Raw genomic sequence first — 16,999 nt, forward strand, 5'->3', positions numbered from 1 at the left:
GTGAAGCCCGGGCGAGGCGGCGCACCCGTGGCGGGCACACCGCCGTCGTCAGCGGGTGAAGCCCGGGCGACACGGCGCACCCGTGGCGGGCACCGCCGCGGCAGCGGAGCGGGAGCGGCTAAGATTTTCTGGGCCCGCTCTTCCCTTCCGCGGGCGGAAAGCAAAGCATGTCCTTCACCCAGAATGCCCTTGCCCGCTGGCAAGAGCTGCAGGCTCTGTCCGCGACGCCGGGCCTCAAGCTCGCCGCCGCCAGCCCCTGGGTGCCGGCGCTGTTCCGGACCGCTTTCACCCGCTCCCGGCCGCAGCTGCCGCTGGAGGAGTTCCATCGGAACACCGACTCGTTCCTGGCCGAGCTGCGGCGCGCCGGAGCACCGCTGCGCGAGGACTGGTCCGCCCGCCAGTACGCCGACGACTGGGTGGCCCGCAGGTTCCTGTCCCGCCTGCGCGAGGGCGGCCGGTTCGTCTACGAGCCCACCGAAGCAACGGTGCGGTTCCTGGAGTACCTGGACGGCCTGACCGGGGCTTCCTCCTCCCTGAACAGCTCCCGCCTAGCCACACTGCTCACCCGGGTCGAGGCCCTGGCCCATGAGACCGATCCGGATCACGAGGCGCGCATCGGTGTGCTGCGGGCCGAAATCGCCGAACGGCAGGAAAAGATCCGAGCGCTGGAAGCCGGCGACGCGCCGGCGTCGTTGCCCGAGGCCGCGGCCGCGGAGGCCGCACGCGACATCCTGGCGTTGGCGGCCGGGTTGCCGGCGGACTTCAAGCGGATGCGCGACGGGTTGGAGCGCATGCTGCACACGCTGCGCGCCGAAATCGTCGAGTCGAATGCCACCAAAGGCATCACCATGGGCGAGCTGCTCGACGCGGACAAGCGGCTGCGCGGCACCAGCGAAGGCCGGACGTACGAGAGCTTCACGGCGTTCCTGAACGACGAAGACCAGCAGCAGCGCTTCCGGCAGGCCATCGCCGACGTGCTCGAGCGGGACTTCGCCGACGGCCTGGAGCCGGAGGACCGGAAGGCCCTGCAGCAGCTCATGCCCCAGCTGCGGGCCCAATCGGCCGAGATCCACCGCATCTACGGGCGGCTCTCGGAGAGCATGCACACCTTCGTGCAGTCGGACGACTACCGCGAATCGGTCCAGCTGCGCCAAGCGATCCGGGCGGCCGAGGCAGCCATCTTCAAGTCCCGGCACGGCCTGCCTGGCCGGCGGGCGGTGGTACCGGCGCCCCAGCTCTACGGCTCCGGCTTTGAATCGGTGAGCATGATCCGGCTCTACGATCCGCAGGATCACCAGGCGCCGGCCAAGTTGCCGCCACCGCCGGAGTTCACCGAGGCGGACATCCGCCACGTGGCCCGCACACCGCAAGCAGACGCCGCGGTGCTCTCCCGTGCGGTGCGCACCGCCGTCGAGTCCCGCGGGCCGGCGCCGTTGTCGGCGGTCTATGACCAGCTTGAACCGGAACACCGGCACCTGAACAGCCTGCGCTGGCTGCTGCACCGGGCCTTGAATTCCGGCGGCGTGCTCGATCCGGACGCGACCGAGAGCGTCACCCTGATCCAAATCGACGGCAGCGAACGCACAGCAGTGCTGCCTGCCGTTACCTTCACGAAAGCTGCAGATTCATGAACGAGTTGACCGAGGACGAGGTGGCCGAGGTTTTCCTCGCATCGCCCGCAGGGCCGGACGAGGCGGCTGCGCCGGAAGAAGAACACGGCCCGCTGGAAGAATCGGATCCCGACGAGGCTTGGGAGGAGCCCGCCCGCGACGAGATCGTGGACGGGCCGGAACTCTTCGACGGCGATACCGGCAAGCTGCCCCTGAAACTGCGCCAGGCCCTGATCCGGCTGCTGCGCGGCCCCTACCTGCACGGCGGCTCCACCGACCGCGTCTACGACACCGTGGTGGAACACCGCCGTGTCCTCGCCTCCCGGCTCAGCGAGTTGTTCCTGCAACTGGTCATCGACGAAGACCGCAAGGTCGCCATGCTGCGGCCGGTCCCCATGGCCGAGCCCCACACCAACGCCCTGCAGCGGCAGCGGGAAATGACGCGCGAAGAGACCCTGCTGCTGCTGCGCATGCGGCTCATCCAGGACCGGCATGCCGGCACCGGGACGGAGCCGCTGATCAGCCGGGCCGACGTGATCGACGTACTGCAGGACTACGTGGACCCGGAACAGCGCGACGCCAAGCACGTGGAGGATCTGGCCGACGCCTCCATCCGCAAGCTGTCCAACGAGCGCCGGCTGCTGGAAGCCACCGAACTTCCCGACGTGTGGGTCATTTCCCCGGCGCTGCCGCTGGCCTTGCCCTTCGAGAACATCGGCGACATACCGGCGGTGATCGGTTCGCTGGCCGGCACGCTCCCGCAGGCGGGCGAGGCACCGGAGACGGACCAGTCGGCTTTCGACGGCGAGGAGGCCTGACATGAGCATCGAAACGATCCTTCCCATGGACGGGCTGCTGAATCCCGGCCAGCACCGCCTCAGCCGCGTGCAGCTGGTCAACTGGGGTACCTTCGACGGAGCGCACACCATCCGCGTGGACCGTGCCGGAACGTTGCTGACCGGAGGCTCCGGCGTGGGCAAGTCGACCATCTTCGACGGCATGCTCCAGGTGCTGGACGCCCGGCCAAAGATGAACGAGGCGGCCCAGACCAGCGCCGGCAGCGCCGCCGAGGAACGGCGGACCGCGTTCAGCTACATGCGCGGGCGGCTGGGCGCCACGCCGGCGGACGGCGACGGCTCACGGACCGCCACGTTCTACCAGCGTCCCGGTGCCACCTGGTCGGCGGTCTGCCTGACCTTCGACAACGCCCTGGGCCAGACCACCAGCCTGTCCGTGCTCCTGGACCTGCCGGCCAACGGCACCGAACACAACGTGGGCCGCTTCTACGCGCTGCACAACAAGGCGCTGGACATTCCCGCGCTGGAGGCCGGCATGCTCGGCCGGTTCAGCAAGACGTCGCTGGAGGCGCTGCTGCCGGGCAGCCAGGTCTTCGATTCGCACAAGGCGTTCGCGGAGCGTTTCCGGCAAGCGCTGGGCATCGACCAGGACAAGGCTTTCGGCCTGCTACGGACGCTGCAGACGGGCAGGGGCCTGGGCGGCACCGTGAACGACTTCTTCCGCAACCACGTGCTGGACACGCCGCGGACGCTGGCCGCCGCCGAGGAGGCCGTGGAAGACTTCAGCCACCTCAGCAGCATCAGGCGGCAACTGGAGCGCGCGCGGCAGCAGCGGGACCTGTTGGCCCCCGTCCCACAGCTGCATCAGGAGCTGCAGCAGACGCAGTCCGAACTGGAGCACAACCGCGTGTTGGCGGACCAGGCCCTGCCGCTCTACCGGCGCCGCCTGGCGCTGGACTGCCACGGCCGGCAGATCGACCGGCTGGAAGCGGAAGCAACGGCAGCGGCGGCTGCGCTGGCAGCGGCTGAAGCAGCACGGGACGGCCTCAGGGAGAAGGCGGCGGCATTGCGGGCGCGGTACGGCAGCGAAGGAGGCTCCGCCGTCGCGACCTTGGAACGGGAGCTTGCCGCGGCCAAGGCCGAGCTGCGGGCCCGCCAGTCCGTCGAAGATGCCGTCCGGGGCGAGATGGCGGCCGCAGGGATTGAGGCCGATTTCAGTCCCGCCGGGCTCGCTGCCGCGCGCAGCCGTGCCGCCGTGCTGGCCAGGGATCTGGTCAAGGAAGCCGAGTCGGCCCGCGAACGCAGCAACGACGCCCAGGGCGAGGCCTGGACCCTCAAGGGCGGGATCCGTGCGCTGGAGGAAGAGATCGAGTCCTTCCGCCGCCGCACCAGCAACATCCGTCCCGACAGTTTGGAGCGCCGCCGGCACATCTGTGCCGCCACGGGCATCGCGGAAGAGGAACTTCCGTTTGCCGGCGAGCTGATCGACATGGTCGCCGCCGAGGCCCGCTGGCGTCCGGCCGCCGAACGCGCGCTGCGGTCGCTGGCCTCGGCGATGCTGGTTCCGGGCGACCGGATGACAGCGGTCACCCGCTACCTGAACGAGCACAATATCCGTGGCTTCCTGCGGATCATTGACGTCAGCGCCCCGCTGGACGGAAAGGCCGAAGCCGGCGACGACGACCTGGTCACCAAGCTGGTCACCAAGGACACCGCCATGGGGCACTGGGTCCGGCGCAAGATCACGGCGCACTACGACTACGTCTGCGTCGACGACCCGGACCAGCTGGCACACGTCGCCCGCGGCGTCACCTTGGGCGGCGCGGTAAAGCGCAGCAGCAGCACCACGGAAAAGGACGACCGGCACACCGGGGCGTCCGATTATCTGCTCGGCTTCGACAACCAGGACAAGATCGCCGCCCTCGCCGCCCGGTTGTTGGAACTGCGCGAGACGTACGGCACGGCGGATGCCGAATCCGCCGAACGGGCCCGCGAGCAGCAGGATCTGGGCCGCAGGCTGGCCGCAGCCAAGTCCGTGGCGGCCGAGACCCGCGACTGGGAGGAGGTTTCCGCCGAAGCACACGCCGCCGCCGTGGCCGCGGCAGCGGAACGCCTGGAGCACGCCCGGGACGCCAACGCGGACCTGGAGCAGTTGCGGTTCGAACTGGAGACGGCCGAACTGGACCTCACCGCCGCCACGGAGAAGATCGGTGTGCTCAAGGGCGACGCCGCCCGGCTGTCCGCGGAGCTGGATGCCGCGCGCGGGCGCCGCGACGCCCTGGCCGCCACCGGCGGAACCGCCGGACAGCTGACGGACGAACTGGCCGCCGAGCTGGACGCCCTCTTTGCCCCGTACGGGGAGATCACCGACCTGGCCTTCCTGGGGGACGTCTGCACCCGGGTGGAGCGCACACTCCTGACCTCCCGCGGCGTGCTGGAGCGGACCCAACTGGAGGCCGGCAACCAGCTGGTAAAGATCTTCGAGTCCTACGGCAGGCAGTGGGGCTCCGACCACGGCACGTCCCTGGAGGCCGCCGCCGACTTCGAGGCCCGCTACCACGACATTGTGGGCGAAGGCCTGCCGCAGCGGGAGGCGGAGTTCCGCGAGTACTTCAACAACCGCACCTACGAACGGTTCAGCGACCTGCTCCAGTTGCTGGACGAAGAACGCCGCAGCATCGCCTCCCGGCTGCAGCCGCTGAACCAAATCCTGCGGCGGGTGAATTACCACGCGGACAGCCACCTGCAGATTGAAATCGCCAACGCAGTGCCGGACGCTTCGCACAAGTTCCGCACTGACCTGAAGAACGCGCTGCCGGTCATGGGCAGGCGCCAGACCGCCGAGGACATGGACGCCCGCTACCTTGCCCTGGAGCGGATCGTGGAGAAGCTGGCCTCGGAGGACGAGCGCCGCTGGCGCGCCGAGGTCCTGGACGTGCGGTCGCACGTGGACATCACCTGCACCAATCTCCTGGCGGACGGCCGCGCCTACGCCAACCTGCAGGCCAGCCTGATGTCCGGCGGCGAGGGCCAGCGCTTCACCGCGTTCATCATGGCGTCGGCACTGGCCTACCAGTTGGGCATCGCCGGGCAGGGCTTCAGCACCTTCGGCACGGTGATGATGGACGAGGCCTTCGTAAAATCATCGCTGGCGTTCGCCGAGGCGAGCATCAACGCGCTGCACGAATTCGGTTTCCAGTTGCTGCTGGCCGCCCCGGAAGACAAGGTGGATCTGGCCCGCTTCCTCGGTTCGGTCACCGAAATCCTGCGAGATGAATCCGCCAACCGGTCGGGCGTCCTGGAACGCGGCCGCTCGCTGGCGCGGCCGGTGGACATCGTGCTGCGCTGATCGGTCGTGCCCGCCAGCCCCGTCCGGGCCACCTGCGTTCACGCCGCGGAAGGCCTTCGACGGCGCTGGCCAAAGCGCCTCCTCAGTCCCTGCTGGAGGTTCGACCGGTCTCGCCCGGATATTCTTCGGTTCCCGCCCGTTGTTGGGCAAGTTCGTCATAGGCCGTACTTGGGTCCAGGGGCGTCTTGGCGTGGTAGGCGGCCCGCGCGATGGCGAACGTGCCGATGGGGACGGTGATGAGCTGCAGGAGGATCGCCACGATCGCCTTGGTGATGGCGTCGATCTCCGCGACGGCGAGGGCGCTGCCTGCCACGATGCAAACGACGCCCAGGCCACCGGCTTTTCCGGCGGCATTGATCCGGGCGTAGGCATCGGGCAGGCGCAGCAAGCCAACCCCCGCGAGTCCTATGAGGATCAAGCCGACCGTGAGCAGAACAACGACCGCTACGTCCGCGGCGGTGCTCACGGCGTCTGCCGATCTATGAGCCGGGCGAGGGCCAGACTGGCCACGAATCCGACAAGCGTGGCCACGAGTACCAGGTCAAAAAACACTGGTTGATCGAACTGGAGGGCTGCCAGTGCCAGCACCGCGACGAGCACGAAGAAGGCCAGGTCGGCGGCGACGGCGCGGTCGGCATTTGTCGGTCCGGCCGCCATTCGCCAGACAGTGGCAAGGAATGATAAGCCCAACACGAGGAATCCAACGTCGACAACAACGAGCATGATGCCCCCTCAGGTCGCAACATCCAGGACAGCCAGCATACGTTCCTCCAGCTCCTGCATCTGTCGACGGAGCGTCCCGGAATCCGGGGCATGCAGGCCGTGCACGAACATGACGGCAGGAGTGCCGCCTACCTCCAGTACCAAGGTACCGGGAGTCAGCGACACGAGTCCGGTGAGCAGCGCCAGGTGACTTTCCCGGGTAGAACGCACCGGCACGCGCGTGATCCCCGGCACTGCTTGGTAACGGGGGCTTAGCACGTGTCGTGCGACCGAGAGGTTGGCCAGCACGAGCTGACCGAAGTACCAGGCGATGAATCTCAGCAACCGCCAGATGCGGTCGGGCAGGCGCAGGAGTCGTTTCAAGCGTTTTTCACCGCCTGTGCGTAGCCGTCCGCATCCAGCAGATCGGCTGCCGCTTGCTCAGCCACCCACAACAGGACCTGCCCGCCCACTCCGAGGAGCAAGGAGACCGCGGTGAGCAGCAGCGCCGGCGCGACGACGCCGAAACTGAGCCGGGGCCCGTCGAGCACGAGCCGGGACGCATTCCCCCAGAAGGCACCAAGCCAGATTTTGACCATGGAGGTCAAGGTCAACAAGCTGACTGCTACGGCAACGGCGGCGCCCAGGTACTGGCCTTCGGTGACAGCTGCCACCACGAGGGCGAACTTCGCCACGAACCCGGAGAACGGCGGAAGCCCGGCCAAGGACAGCCCGGCGCCGACGAAGGCCGCCGCCAGCAGTGGTTCCCGGCCTGCCAGCCCGCCAAGCCGGTCGAGGCGGTCGGTGCCGTAGCCGTGGACCACGGCCCCCGCAACCAGCAGCAGTGCAGCCTTCACGAGGACGTATTGCACGAGATAAAATACCGCAGCAGTCAGACCGATCGGCGTGAAAAGGGCGATACCCAGCACAAGGTAGCCGATCTGGCTCACCATGTGGAAGCTCAAAATTTCGCGCATGTTCTGCTGTCCCACGGCACCGAGAACGCCGACGATCATGGTGATGATGGCCACTGCAACGATGAGCCATTGATAAGCGGGATCGCCGTCGAAGACCACGGCGTAGACCCGCCACGCCGCGTACAGCCCGACCTTGGTCAACAGGCCGCTGAACAGGGCCAGCACCGCCGGCTGGGCGTGGGGATAGGAACGGGGCAACCATCCGTGCACAGGCACCACCGCCGACTTCACGGCCAAGGCCAGCAGCACCACCCCCGCCGCGACGGCGACCGGTGGCGAAGTCAACGCCTGCCCGCTCAACTCCCCGAGGTTCACCGTACCGCCCGTCCCATAGACGAGGGCGACCCCGGTGATCAACAGTGTGGAAGCGAGCAGGTTGACGGGCACATAGATGCGGGCAGCGGCGAGCTGTTCCTGCCTGCCTTGCAGGGTGAGCAGGACGTAGGAGGGCAGGAGCATGATCTCTATGCAAACGAACAGGTTGAAGAGGTCTCCGGTCAGATAGGCCCCGTAAACCCCGGCGCTCAGCAACAGCACGAGCGGCCAGAAATGCCTTTGTTCGTCGGCTCTGGTTGCCGCGGCGAAGGCTGTGCAGGCCAGCACGAGCACTGCGGAGACCGCCAGCAGGAGCGCGGAGAAGGTGTCGGCGACCAGCGGAATCGCGATTCCTGCCGGCCAGCCCGCCACCTGCTCGACAAGGACGCCGTCGCGGGTAGCAGCCACCACCGCGCCGCTGAGGACGAGCACCCCTGTTGTTACGGCGAAGCCGATCGCTCGATGCACCCACCGCGCCCGGACCAGGAGCAGAACTGCAGCCGCGAGCATCGGCGCGGCAACCGGCAGGGCCAACCAAGAGGTCACTGCGCCTCCTGCCCAGGTCCACGCTGACCGGGGAGATTCGTCCGCCCCGGGTTGGGTGTGCCGGCAGCTGGATCCCGGGACGACTCTGCCTCCCCTGCGCGGTCTTCGGAAGGCAGAGGGGGATCAGCCTTGTTCCGGTCACCGCGCTCATGAGTGCGCAAAGCCAGCACCAGCAGGTAGACGGTGATACCGAAGGTAATGACGATCGCCGTTAACGCAAAAGCCTGCGGCAAGGGATCCGCGCTCTCGCTTGGAACGCCCCCACCCACCAAGGGCAACTCACGCAGGTGAAGCCCACCCGCGGAGAGCAGGATCACGTTGGCCGCATGTCCGAGGAGTATGAAACCGAAAACGGCCCGGACGAGTTCCCGCTGCAGCGCCAGGAAGACGCCGGCGAAGACCAACAACCCGACCACAACAGCGGCGCTCATGTCGGTGCCCCCAAACGGTCCACGGCACGGACAATAAGCGCCAAAACGACCGCGAACACGCCGAGGTCGAAGACCAGGGCTGCGGTCAGCTTGACCACCCCCAGGACGGGCACCGGCACCTCCAGCTCACCGCCGGTGAGGAAGGAGTCGCCCAGCACGAGGCCGCCGATGCCCACAAGCACCGCCAATCCGATCCCGCCGCCGAGCAACCACGGCACGGCCCGGCTCAACCTATCCATGCCGCGCGGACCGTAGGCCAAGTAGTGCAAGGCGACGGCGACGCCGGCGACCAAGGCGGCGACGAACCCCCCACCGGGCTCGTAGTGGCCGCGCAGCAGCAGGTACACGGCCACGACCAAGATCACCGGTGCGAGCAGGCGCTGCGCTTGCCGCAGCACCAGCGGCGGTTCCGTCGCCCGCTCGAGGGCCGCCCTTGGGGCCGGCTTGAGCAGGACACCTACCCCAACTGCTGCTGCTGCCAGCACCGTGATCTCGCCGAGGGTGTCGAGGCCGCGGAAGTCCACCAGAATCGAGTTGACCACGTTCGTTCCCCCCGTCTGCTCCTCCGCCTCGGTCAGCAGATAACGGCCGGCCGTGGAGAGTTCACGGCGCCCGGTCAGCGCGTAGGTGGCACCGGCGGCAGCCAGTCCCGCCCCGGCGGCTAACGCGGCCGCACCGATCAGTCGCACCCGGCCGGTCCGGGCGAAATCAGCCGGCAGTCGCCGCAACACCAGCACGGCGACCATTACTGTCAGGATTTCCACCACCAGCGTGGTCAATACCAAGTCGGGGGCGCCGGCCAACAGGAACCAAACGGACACAAGGAAGCCCACCAAACCCAGCAGGGACACGGCCGCGAACCGGGAACGGACCATCACCAGAGCCAATGCCGTGGGTGCCAGAAGGGCTACCAAGAACCAATCCTCCGCACGGGTGGTGGCCAACGGTGGCGGGAGTTTCGGGCCGGCGAGGACCCCGGCGCCGGCCAGGATCAGCATGCCGACCAGGACGGGTGTCAGCTGCGCCGCGATGGACTTGCTCTGCGCAGGGCGGCCAACTGCGGCGCCTGCCCGCAGGGTACCCGCATAGACGGCATCGAACATGTCCGACCCCGTGACACGGATGTGCCACCGTTGCAGGCGGCGCTCCACCCGGTCGCGGGCAAGATAAAGAAATGTGCCGAGAGCGAGGGTCGCCGCGGACAGACCTAGCGCCGGGGTCAGTCCGTGCCAGAGCTCGATGTAGTACGTCGAATCCTGCCCGCCCGGTGCCACGTCCGTGGTGATGCGGTCGGCCAACGGTGTGAGCGTGCTCGCCCCCAGCCCCAGGACCACCGAGGCTACAGCCGGCACGACTATGGGGGCCAGGAAGGCTTTGGAAGGCTCATGGAGCCTCACTTGCTGCAAGGGTCCGAAGAAGGCGCCGGCGACGATGCGGGCCGCGTAGGCGAAAGTAAGGGCTGCAGCCAGCAAGGCGATCATGGCGGCGACAAGCCCCACCCATGACGGCCCTCCCGTACGTCCCGGTGCAGCCAGGAAGGCCTCGAAAAGGGTCTCCTTGCTCACGAACCCGAGAAGGGGAGGAACACCCGCCATCGACAGCGCCGCGATGGCAGTCAGCGTGGCAGTCACCGGCATCGCATGGCGCAACCCGGATAGCTCGCGGATGTCGCGGCTGCCGGCTTGGCGGTCGATGACGCCCACCAGCATGAACAGGGTCGCTTTGAACAGTGCGTGGGCGAAAGTGTGGGTCGCCACGGCGCCCAGCGCAGCCGGTGTGCCTACCCCGGTGGCGGCGACGAGCAGGCCCAACTGGCTCATGGTGGAGTAGGCCAGGAGTGCCTTGAGGTCGTGTTGGCGCAACGCCAGCAGCGCGCCGAGCACCGCGGTGGCCAGCCCGACGGTGAGCAATACATACGTCCACACAGGCTGGTCACCATAGAGGGGGGAGAACCGCAGCAACAGATAGATCCCGGCCTTGACCATGGTCGCCGCGTGCAGGTAGGCGCTCACCGGAGTGAGGGCGACCATTGCGCCGGGCAGCCAAAAGTGGAACGGCAATTGGGCGGATTTCGTGAAGGCCGCCAGGATGACCAACACCTCCACGACTACGCTGAACCCCGAGTCGTGCAACAGCGATGGTTCGGCCAGTACTGTGAACAGGTCTGTCGTGCCGGCGCCGACGGTCAGGAAGGCCAGGGCAGCAAACAACGCCAGGCCTCCCCCGCCGGTAACCAGCAGCGCGCGCATCGCGGGTTTTGCCCCGGTGGTGCCGGACCCGCCGATGAGGAAGAAGGAGCAGATCGTCGTCAACTCCCAGCACACGAACAAGGTCAGCACGTCGGCGGCCATGACCAGGCCAAGCATCGCGGTAGCGAAGCCGCTGAGCAGCGTGTAAAGCCGCGCCGCCGGGGCATCGGGCTCAAGATAGCGGGCGCTGTAGGCCATCACCAAGGCCCCTACCCCCAGCACCAACAGCGCGAACAACAATCCCAGGCCGTCCAGGCGCAGCGCGAAGTTCACCCCCAGGGACGGGAGCCACTCCCAGCTCGCGGTGAGCGACTCACCGCCCACGATTCGCGGGGCCTGGGCCGCAACGAGTCCGCCGGACAACAAGAACCCCGCCGCGATCGGATACCCGGCGCTACGGCCCGCATACCGTCCCAGCAGCGGGGCCACCGCCGTCAGCCCGACCAGCAGGACCAGGGGCAGGATCATGAGCGGCTCGTTTCCCGCGGTGCGTTCGGGGTCATGGGCTCACTCCCGATGCAGCAGCCCACGGCGTGTTTGCGCCGACATGCGGCGGGACAAGCCGATGCCGCTGGAGAGGACGCCGATGTGGCTGAACGCCTGCGGGAAATTACCCAGGAAGGCCCCGATGGACGGATTAATCTGCTCGGACAGCAAGCCGAGCGATCGGTCGCCCCTTTCGGAGTACAACAGCGCAGAGAACACCGCCGCGGTATCGAAGCGCGGCAGGCATAGCCAGTCGATGGGTCCGTCCCTGCCTACCAGGGCGGCGCTACGTCCGTATCCGATCAACCCGTAGTCTTCGATTGGCAGGTAACCGTCAGGGCTTCGGGCGGGAAAGCGCATAGAAGTTTGCACCTCCAGTAGTCGAACACGAGCGTCCAACCGGAAGCGGAAGCGGCGCCTTGCTGCTGTGAGAGAGCCGAGCCTTCCCGCTGAACAGTCCGAAGTCTCAAGGATACTGAAACGCACATCCCCAACACAAAGACGGCAGCCGCGCTGGGAGATGGCCGGACGCCGGAAGAAAACTTATCCAGGGGATCAGCCGGGGAATACGACGGGGCTGAACTGGGCGCCCACCGACCGGCAAACCCGCGCGATCGCCCGCGAGCAGTGGGCCACCAACGTCTTCGACCCCGTCACGATCGCCTAACTTCCCTCGCCGCAGGACTACGAACCACGCTATTCGGGAGGGGTGGGCGACAAGGAGGTTGCCGAAGCCGCCAATGTCTCCGCCGACCTGGACTGGCACGCCCAGCGACTGCAGGAATACGTCCAGTTGGGTTTCGACAGCATCTACCTCCACCACGTCGGACAAGAACAGCAAGCCTTCATCGACGCGTTCGGTGAAACCGTCCTGCCGCAATTAGGCGGCGCTTAACTGCTGGCGGACCGTCCATCAGACAACGGTCGCCCGACGCACAGCGGGTCCCCCTTTGTCCACGAGATGCTCTAGGCCGCTGATGCAGCCCCGGTAAATTCCCGATCGACGGGCGGCGCGCGGCCGTATACTTTTGAGCATGCCGATCACGTACCGCAACCGTGGGCTCTACGCCCAGCAGTCCGCCGTCGAGCCGTGCGGGGGCGACCTGTGAGCGGCGGTCTCGTCGCCCTGCTGGACGACGTCGCAGCCCTGGCCCGGATTGCGGCCGCCTCGGTGGACGACGTCGCAGCCGGGGCCGCCAAGGCAGGCGCCAAGGCCGCCGGCGTCGTGATCGACGACGCCGCCGTCACCCCGCAGTACGTATCCGGGGCGGACCCGTCCCGCGAACTGCCGATGATCAAGCGGATCTTCTGGGGCTCGCTCCGGAACAAGCTGTTGATCATCCTGCCGGCGCTGCTGCTCATCAGCGCCTTCATCCCGGGCGTGATCCCGTTCATCCTCATGCTGGGCGGCACGTACCTCTGCTACGAGGGTGCCGAGAAGGTCTGGCACAAGCTCCGCGGCCACCACGCGGCCGACAAGGCACCGGCGGTCGAACGAGGGCCGGAGGCTGAGGCCAAGGTCACCAAGGGCGCCATCACCACCGACTTCATCCTGTCCTGCGAGATCATGGTGATCTCGATGAACGAGGTGGCCGACGAGTCCCTGTGGGTCCGGGCGCTCATCCTGGTCGTCGTGGCGATCGCGATCACGGTGCTCGTGTACGGCGCCGTCGGGCTCATCGTCAAAATGGACGACATCGGCCTGCACCTGACCACCAAGGACTCCGCGGGCTCGCAGCGCTTTGGCGCGCTGCTCGTCAAGGGCATGCCCGCCGTGCTGGCCGCGATCACCCTCGTCGGGACGGTCGCCATGCTCTGGGTCGGTGGCCACATCATGCTCCAGGGGGCATACGACCTCGGCTGGCATGCTCCCTATGACCTGGTCCACGTCCTCGAGGCCCCTTTCGTTGGGATTCCGGTGGTCGGCGGCTTCCTGGCATGGCTCGTGAACACCCTGTGCTCGGCCGTCCTCGGACTCGCCTGGGGCCTCGTGGTCATGGCTATCCTGCACCCGCTGCTAAAAGTGCTGCCATTCGGCAAGAAGAAGGGCGGGCACGAAGAGGGCGACGTCCGCGCCGCCATCGCCGGCCATCGGCCGCCGGGACGCGACGCCGATCCCACCTCTTAGTCTCTGCGCGCCGGGTAGAGGACTTCCCCACCGAATCCCGGCCTTGGCCCCGCGCAGCAGCTCTTCCTGAAGCGGTCCCACTCTTGAGGAGTGGGACCGCTTCTGCATTCAGCAACTTAGACGCTCGACCGTAAGCGGATTACACGTGACCAGTTCCGTACCCATTGGATGACTTCGATCTGAGTTCTTCTGCCTGGGCAGCGATGTCCCGCCGCTGGTCATGGGTGAATCTTCTGGCCCCGCTGCTCGCGGGGATCGTCGATGACCGGGGTCGGATGCGCCTGCTACGTGCTAATTACGAGCCGGCTACACGCGCTGCGGTAGTCACTGCTGACGGGCATGCCCGGCCATTTGATGCCGGCGCCGCCCGCCTAGGTGAAGAAGTGCCGGATCTCATCCAGAGTGCGGTAACCATGCTGCATACTGACGCGGTGGCCCGCTCCGGTTACCTTTGGCTTGAGGCAGGCTGGTGGCGGGTTGTTATGACCCGCAGCGACGACATCTCCCAATCCCCTACTGATGTAGTGGTCGTGGTGGCGAAGCCTAGTGCGCCACCGGCAGGTCTGACTCGACGTGAACTCCAGGTACTCGCACTGATCGCGGACGGATTGACCAATGGAGAGATAGCTGCACGTCTCGTGCTCAGTGTTCGAACGGTCACGGCACATGTGGAGCACATCTTGAGCCAACTCGGCTGTCCGGGCCGCGCGGCCTGCGCGGCCCGGACGGAGTCAGACGGACTGCGACCGCTCTGCTAAAGAGAGGCTCTATCTGGGTAGCTCCCAGAGAAGTCAGTCCCGCACCCCAGACACGGTCAAGCGGTGGCGGCGAGACGTTCGTAGGCCAATGCGATCTCAACGAGCCGCGCTTCGCTCCACGGTGCGCCGACGAACTGCAGCCCTACGGGAAGGCCGTTATCGCCGATGCCCGCCGGGACCGAGATTGCCGGGAGCCCTGCGACCGAGACACAGAACGTGTACCTTATGAACGTTTCAAACGTGTCCACGCCGCGGCCGTTGTGCTGCATCTCGACGTCCTCGGCGATGGGAACCGCGGTTGCTGACGTCGTGGCCGTGAGGAGTACATCAATACCGGAAAGAGCCTCGGTGAAGCCGCGTCGGATGGCGGGTACTGTGCGGGACATCGCCTCGGCGTAGGTGAACGCGGGAACGGGCGTCGCCTCCGGCCCAACCTGGCTGCCGAGTGCGGCGCGCACGTCTGCGCCGAAGCTTTGCAGATTGGCGGCGATCCCGCCCTCGACGCCGGCCTCCCGGAGTGCTTCTTCGGTGAGCACAACGTCCTCAGGGATAACCGTCAGGAATCCTGTATGGCTTGCCTGCTCCACGTTCTTGATCGTCACCGGAACGAGGATTGCACCGGCTCTCTCAAGCCGCTGGTAATTCTCAGCCAGCACCCGGTCCACGTCCGGAGTATTGTCCGCGGCGAAATAACCGTCTGGTATTCCGATCCTCACGCCCTTCAAGCTCGCACCGACTTCGGCGATGGTTTCCGGCAGCCGCGCGCCCGAGGGGTCGTCAGTCGCAGATGGGTCAAGCGGATCCGGGCCGGAGGTGATTACTCGCAGAAGTGCTGCAGCGTCCGCTACGGTGCGGGTTATCGGCCCGAGGACGTCGTAGCTCCAGGACAGACCCAGCATCCGTCCGCGGCTCGCACGGCCCAGAGTCGGCTTGAGGCCGACCACACCGCACAGTGCAGCAGGGATTCGGACCGATCCGCCGGTGTCCGTGCCGATGGCCGCCGAACACAACCGCGCGGCTACCGCGGCACCAGAACCGCCACTGGAGCCTCCGGGGATCCGCAGCGGGTCGTAGGGGTTACGCACCGGGCCAAAGTGGGGGTTGTTGCTCGTTATGCCGAAGCCGCACTCGTGGAGGTTGGTTTTGCCCAATACCAACGCGCCGGCGTTCTTGAGAAGCCGCACCGCGGTCGCATCCTCGGATGGGACAAAATCCTTAAGTGCGGCAGTGCCGCCAGTGGTGCGTGTGCCGGCGGTGAACAGCGCGTCCTTGATGCCAAGCGGAATACCGTGCAGCGGACCAAGGATCTCGCCGGCGGCCTGCAGGTCGTCCATCCGGGCGGCCTCAGCCAGTACCTCATCCCCCCTGGTGAGCAAGAAGGCGTTAAGTCTCTCAGGCGTGTCGAGCGCCTCAATACGCTCCAGATACATCTGAGTAAGTTCACGGCTACTCAGCTCGCCATCCCGAATAGCCTGCGCCTGCTCGGTCAGCGGTGCAGACACCTCGGCCGCGTGCGGCCCGGACTCCGCCACCGCAGGCGGCGATACCAGGTATCCGGTTGCCGATGTCTTCATCATTGCGCCTCCATTCCAATCGTCACCGCATCCCGGCGGCTACTTACTGGAAGCCTAAAACCAATGTGATAGAGGATACATCGGTAGAACTGCGTATTCCAGGAAACAACATGAGAGCTACAACGCTTCGCTCGTCGATGCAACCCGTTCCCCCAGCTTCAGCCGAAAGTTTGGCCTGAACCGAAACTGAGCAATGCCTAGATGCGGCGAACCAGCTCAGGTCATCCATCGCCGGGTTGAACGGCACGGCCAGGCTCTACACCGGCGCCATACGCTCGTTACTACTGCCCAGTGCGGAGAACGATGTCGCCTGAAAGCTGCCCAGCTCAGGACCAGCCCAGCTTCCCGAGGTACTCGGCAAGGGCATCGAGGATCGGCACCTGCCCCTTCGCCAGTTTGCTGCGCGCCTCGGACTCTCGGAACCATCTGGCATCGTCGATTTCGGGATACTCCCGCACCACACCGGAACCCTTCGGCCATTCCAGCGGGAACGTGTTGCTGGTGATGTGCTCTGGCTGGAAATCCGATTCGGCGGCAAAGGCGGTGATGACCTTCCCCGAAGGCTGGCGGAAAGCGCCCAGCTCAAGGTAGTCCGCCTGAGGCGCCGGCGTCCCGATTTCTTCGGCGAACTCCCGCAGCGCGGCCACCAGAGGGTCCTCCGCGTCGAGGTATATTCCCTTTGGAATTGTCCAGGCGCGGGTGTCCATGCCGGTCCAGTGAGGGCCACCATTATGGGCGATCCAGACCTCCAAGTGCCCTTCCAGGCTCCGCCGGTACAGCAGGATGCCTGCGCTGCGAACTGTCATACGCCCTCCACATCCCTAGGCTATAGAGATTGCCGGTTCTTGTCCTGCGTGCAGACCGGGCTCATAACTCGCCGAGCACCTCGAAACGCGCGCGCACGAGGCGCTGGGTGAGATCGTCCAGCACCCACTGGGCCTCGTCCTCCGAGGTCTCGGGCAGCAGGATCGCGAAGCGCCAACGGTCGAACCGGCCGACAATGTCCAGGGGCCGCAACCAGCGCGCGGTAATGTCGGCGAAGCGCGCGCGCAAGGGCGTCCGTGACACGATTCCCGA

The 16,999-nt window shown here is 66.8% G+C and carries 16 protein-coding genes; 6 read left to right on the forward strand and 10 right to left on the reverse strand.

What is annotated here, in order from left to right; genetic code table 11:
* The first annotated feature begins 167 nt into the window (after window positions 1-167).
* From AC5RUK_RS03265 to AC5RUK_RS03275, 3 genes are read left to right on the forward strand one after another with little or no spacing between them, the layout of a single operon-like run.
* Window positions 168-1,631 (forward strand): DUF3375 domain-containing protein, encoded by a 1,464-nt coding sequence (locus tag AC5RUK_RS03265; protein ID WP_494151357.1) that lies wholly within the window; start codon window positions 168-170, stop codon window positions 1,629-1,631.
* A complete protein-coding gene (locus AC5RUK_RS03270) occupies window positions 1,628-2,428 on the forward strand; it encodes a DUF4194 domain-containing protein (protein WP_494151358.1) in 801 nt (266 codons plus the stop codon). Before AC5RUK_RS03265 ends, AC5RUK_RS03270 begins: the two co-directional genes overlap by 4 nt.
* A 1-nt stretch (window position 2,429) precedes the next feature.
* A complete protein-coding gene (locus tag AC5RUK_RS03275) occupies window positions 2,430-5,756 on the forward strand; it encodes an ATP-binding protein (RefSeq protein WP_494151359.1) in 3,327 nt (1,108 codons plus the stop codon).
* Between the two features lie 82 nt (window positions 5,757-5,838).
* On the opposite strand, the gene mnhG is transcribed toward AC5RUK_RS03275, so the two are convergent.
* From mnhG to AC5RUK_RS03310, 7 genes are read right to left on the reverse strand one after another with little or no spacing between them, the layout of a single operon-like run.
* Window positions 5,839-6,222: a monovalent cation/H(+) antiporter subunit G gene (gene mnhG, locus AC5RUK_RS03280; protein ID WP_494151360.1), complete on the reverse strand. Its 384-nt coding sequence runs from the start codon at window positions 6,220-6,222 to the stop codon at window positions 5,839-5,841.
* Complete coding sequence (locus AC5RUK_RS03285) at window positions 6,219-6,479, reverse strand: MrpF/PhaF family protein (RefSeq protein WP_494151361.1); 261 nt, start codon at window positions 6,477-6,479, stop codon at window positions 6,219-6,221. Before AC5RUK_RS03285 ends, mnhG begins: the two co-directional genes overlap by 4 nt.
* 9 nt (window positions 6,480-6,488) lie before the next feature.
* On the reverse strand, window positions 6,489-6,842 hold the full coding sequence (locus AC5RUK_RS03290; protein ID WP_494151362.1) for a Na+/H+ antiporter subunit E: 354 nt from the start codon (window positions 6,840-6,842) through the stop codon (window positions 6,489-6,491).
* Window positions 6,839-8,296 (reverse strand): monovalent cation/H+ antiporter subunit D family protein, encoded by a 1,458-nt coding sequence (locus AC5RUK_RS03295; RefSeq protein ID WP_494151363.1) that lies wholly within the window; start codon window positions 8,294-8,296, stop codon window positions 6,839-6,841. Before AC5RUK_RS03295 ends, AC5RUK_RS03290 begins: the two co-directional genes overlap by 4 nt.
* Window positions 8,293-8,727, reverse strand: coding sequence for a sodium:proton antiporter (locus tag AC5RUK_RS03300; protein ID WP_494151364.1), 435 nt, complete (start codon window positions 8,725-8,727; stop codon window positions 8,293-8,295). Before AC5RUK_RS03300 ends, AC5RUK_RS03295 begins: the two co-directional genes overlap by 4 nt.
* On the reverse strand, window positions 8,724-11,444 hold the full coding sequence (gene mbhE / locus AC5RUK_RS03305; RefSeq protein WP_494151365.1) for a hydrogen gas-evolving membrane-bound hydrogenase subunit E: 2,721 nt from the start codon (window positions 11,442-11,444) through the stop codon (window positions 8,724-8,726). Before mbhE ends, AC5RUK_RS03300 begins: the two co-directional genes overlap by 4 nt.
* Window positions 11,445-11,483: 39 nt before the next feature.
* Complete coding sequence (locus tag AC5RUK_RS03310; RefSeq protein ID WP_494108991.1) at window positions 11,484-11,822, reverse strand: trehalase-like domain-containing protein; 339 nt, start codon at window positions 11,820-11,822, stop codon at window positions 11,484-11,486.
* A 349-nt stretch (window positions 11,823-12,171) separates the two neighbouring features.
* Between AC5RUK_RS03310 and AC5RUK_RS03315 the strand changes: the two genes are divergently transcribed.
* The 3 genes from AC5RUK_RS03315 to AC5RUK_RS03325 all read left to right on the forward strand — a co-directional run bounded on the left by AC5RUK_RS03315 (window position 12,172) and on the right by AC5RUK_RS03325 (window position 14,348).
* Entirely contained in the window at window positions 12,172-12,357 is a 186-nt protein-coding gene (locus AC5RUK_RS03315) for a hypothetical protein (protein WP_494151366.1), read from the forward strand.
* A gap of 210 nt (window positions 12,358-12,567) precedes the next feature.
* Entirely contained in the window at window positions 12,568-13,590 is a 1,023-nt protein-coding gene (locus AC5RUK_RS03320; protein WP_494151367.1) for a DUF808 domain-containing protein, read from the forward strand.
* A 482-nt stretch (window positions 13,591-14,072) separates the two neighbouring features.
* The gene (locus tag AC5RUK_RS03325) at window positions 14,073-14,348 is read left to right on the forward strand and encodes a response regulator transcription factor (protein ID WP_494151533.1); all 276 of its coding nucleotides are present in this window, start codon (window positions 14,073-14,075) and stop codon (window positions 14,346-14,348) included.
* A 56-nt stretch (window positions 14,349-14,404) separates the two neighbouring features.
* On the opposite strand, the gene AC5RUK_RS03330 is transcribed toward AC5RUK_RS03325, so the two are convergent.
* The 3 genes from AC5RUK_RS03330 to AC5RUK_RS03340 all read right to left on the reverse strand — a co-directional run bounded on the left by AC5RUK_RS03330 (window position 14,405) and on the right by AC5RUK_RS03340 (window position 16,990).
* Window positions 14,405-15,925: an amidase gene (locus AC5RUK_RS03330; protein WP_494151368.1), complete on the reverse strand. Its 1,521-nt coding sequence runs from the start codon at window positions 15,923-15,925 to the stop codon at window positions 14,405-14,407.
* A gap of 323 nt (window positions 15,926-16,248) precedes the next feature.
* On the reverse strand, window positions 16,249-16,728 hold the full coding sequence (locus tag AC5RUK_RS03335; RefSeq protein WP_493987056.1) for an NUDIX hydrolase: 480 nt from the start codon (window positions 16,726-16,728) through the stop codon (window positions 16,249-16,251).
* A gap of 61 nt (window positions 16,729-16,789) precedes the next feature.
* The gene (locus tag AC5RUK_RS03340; protein ID WP_494108849.1) at window positions 16,790-16,990 is read right to left on the reverse strand and encodes a nucleotidyl cyclase domain-containing protein; all 201 of its coding nucleotides are present in this window, start codon (window positions 16,988-16,990) and stop codon (window positions 16,790-16,792) included.
* Window positions 16,991-16,999: the final 9 nt, after the last annotated feature.

This window comes from Arthrobacter sp. Y3223065 (assembly GCF_059090885.1).

Excerpts from the sequence above, each read along its gene's own strand:
- AC5RUK_RS03265 (WP_494151357.1), top strand. The coding sequence starts at position 168 with ATGTCCTTCACCCAGAATGCCCTTGCCCGCTGGCAAGAGCTGCAGGCT.
- AC5RUK_RS03270 (WP_494151358.1), top strand. The coding sequence starts at position 1,628 with ATGAACGAGTTGACCGAGGACGAGGTGGCCGAGGTTTTCCTCGCATCG.
- AC5RUK_RS03275 (WP_494151359.1), top strand. The coding sequence starts at position 2,430 with ATGAGCATCGAAACGATCCTTCCCATGGACGGGCTGCTGAATCCCGGC.
- AC5RUK_RS03300 (WP_494151364.1), bottom strand. The coding sequence starts at position 8,727 with ATGAGCGCCGCTGTTGTGGTCGGGTTGTTGGTCTTCGCCGGCGTCTTC.
- AC5RUK_RS03310 (WP_494108991.1), bottom strand. The coding sequence starts at position 11,822 with ATGCGCTTTCCCGCCCGAAGCCCTGACGGTTACCTGCCAATCGAAGAC.
- AC5RUK_RS03325 (WP_494151533.1), top strand. The coding sequence starts at position 14,073 with ATGACCCGCAGCGACGACATCTCCCAATCCCCTACTGATGTAGTGGTC.
- mbhE (WP_494151365.1), bottom strand. The coding sequence starts at position 11,444 with ATGATCCTGCCCCTGGTCCTGCTGGTCGGGCTGACGGCGGTGGCCCCG.
- AC5RUK_RS03335 (WP_493987056.1), bottom strand. The coding sequence starts at position 16,728 with ATGACAGTTCGCAGCGCAGGCATCCTGCTGTACCGGCGGAGCCTGGAA.
- AC5RUK_RS03285 (WP_494151361.1), bottom strand. The coding sequence starts at position 6,479 with ATGCTCGTTGTTGTCGACGTTGGATTCCTCGTGTTGGGCTTATCATTC.
- AC5RUK_RS03330 (WP_494151368.1), bottom strand. The coding sequence starts at position 15,925 with ATGATGAAGACATCGGCAACCGGATACCTGGTATCGCCGCCTGCGGTG.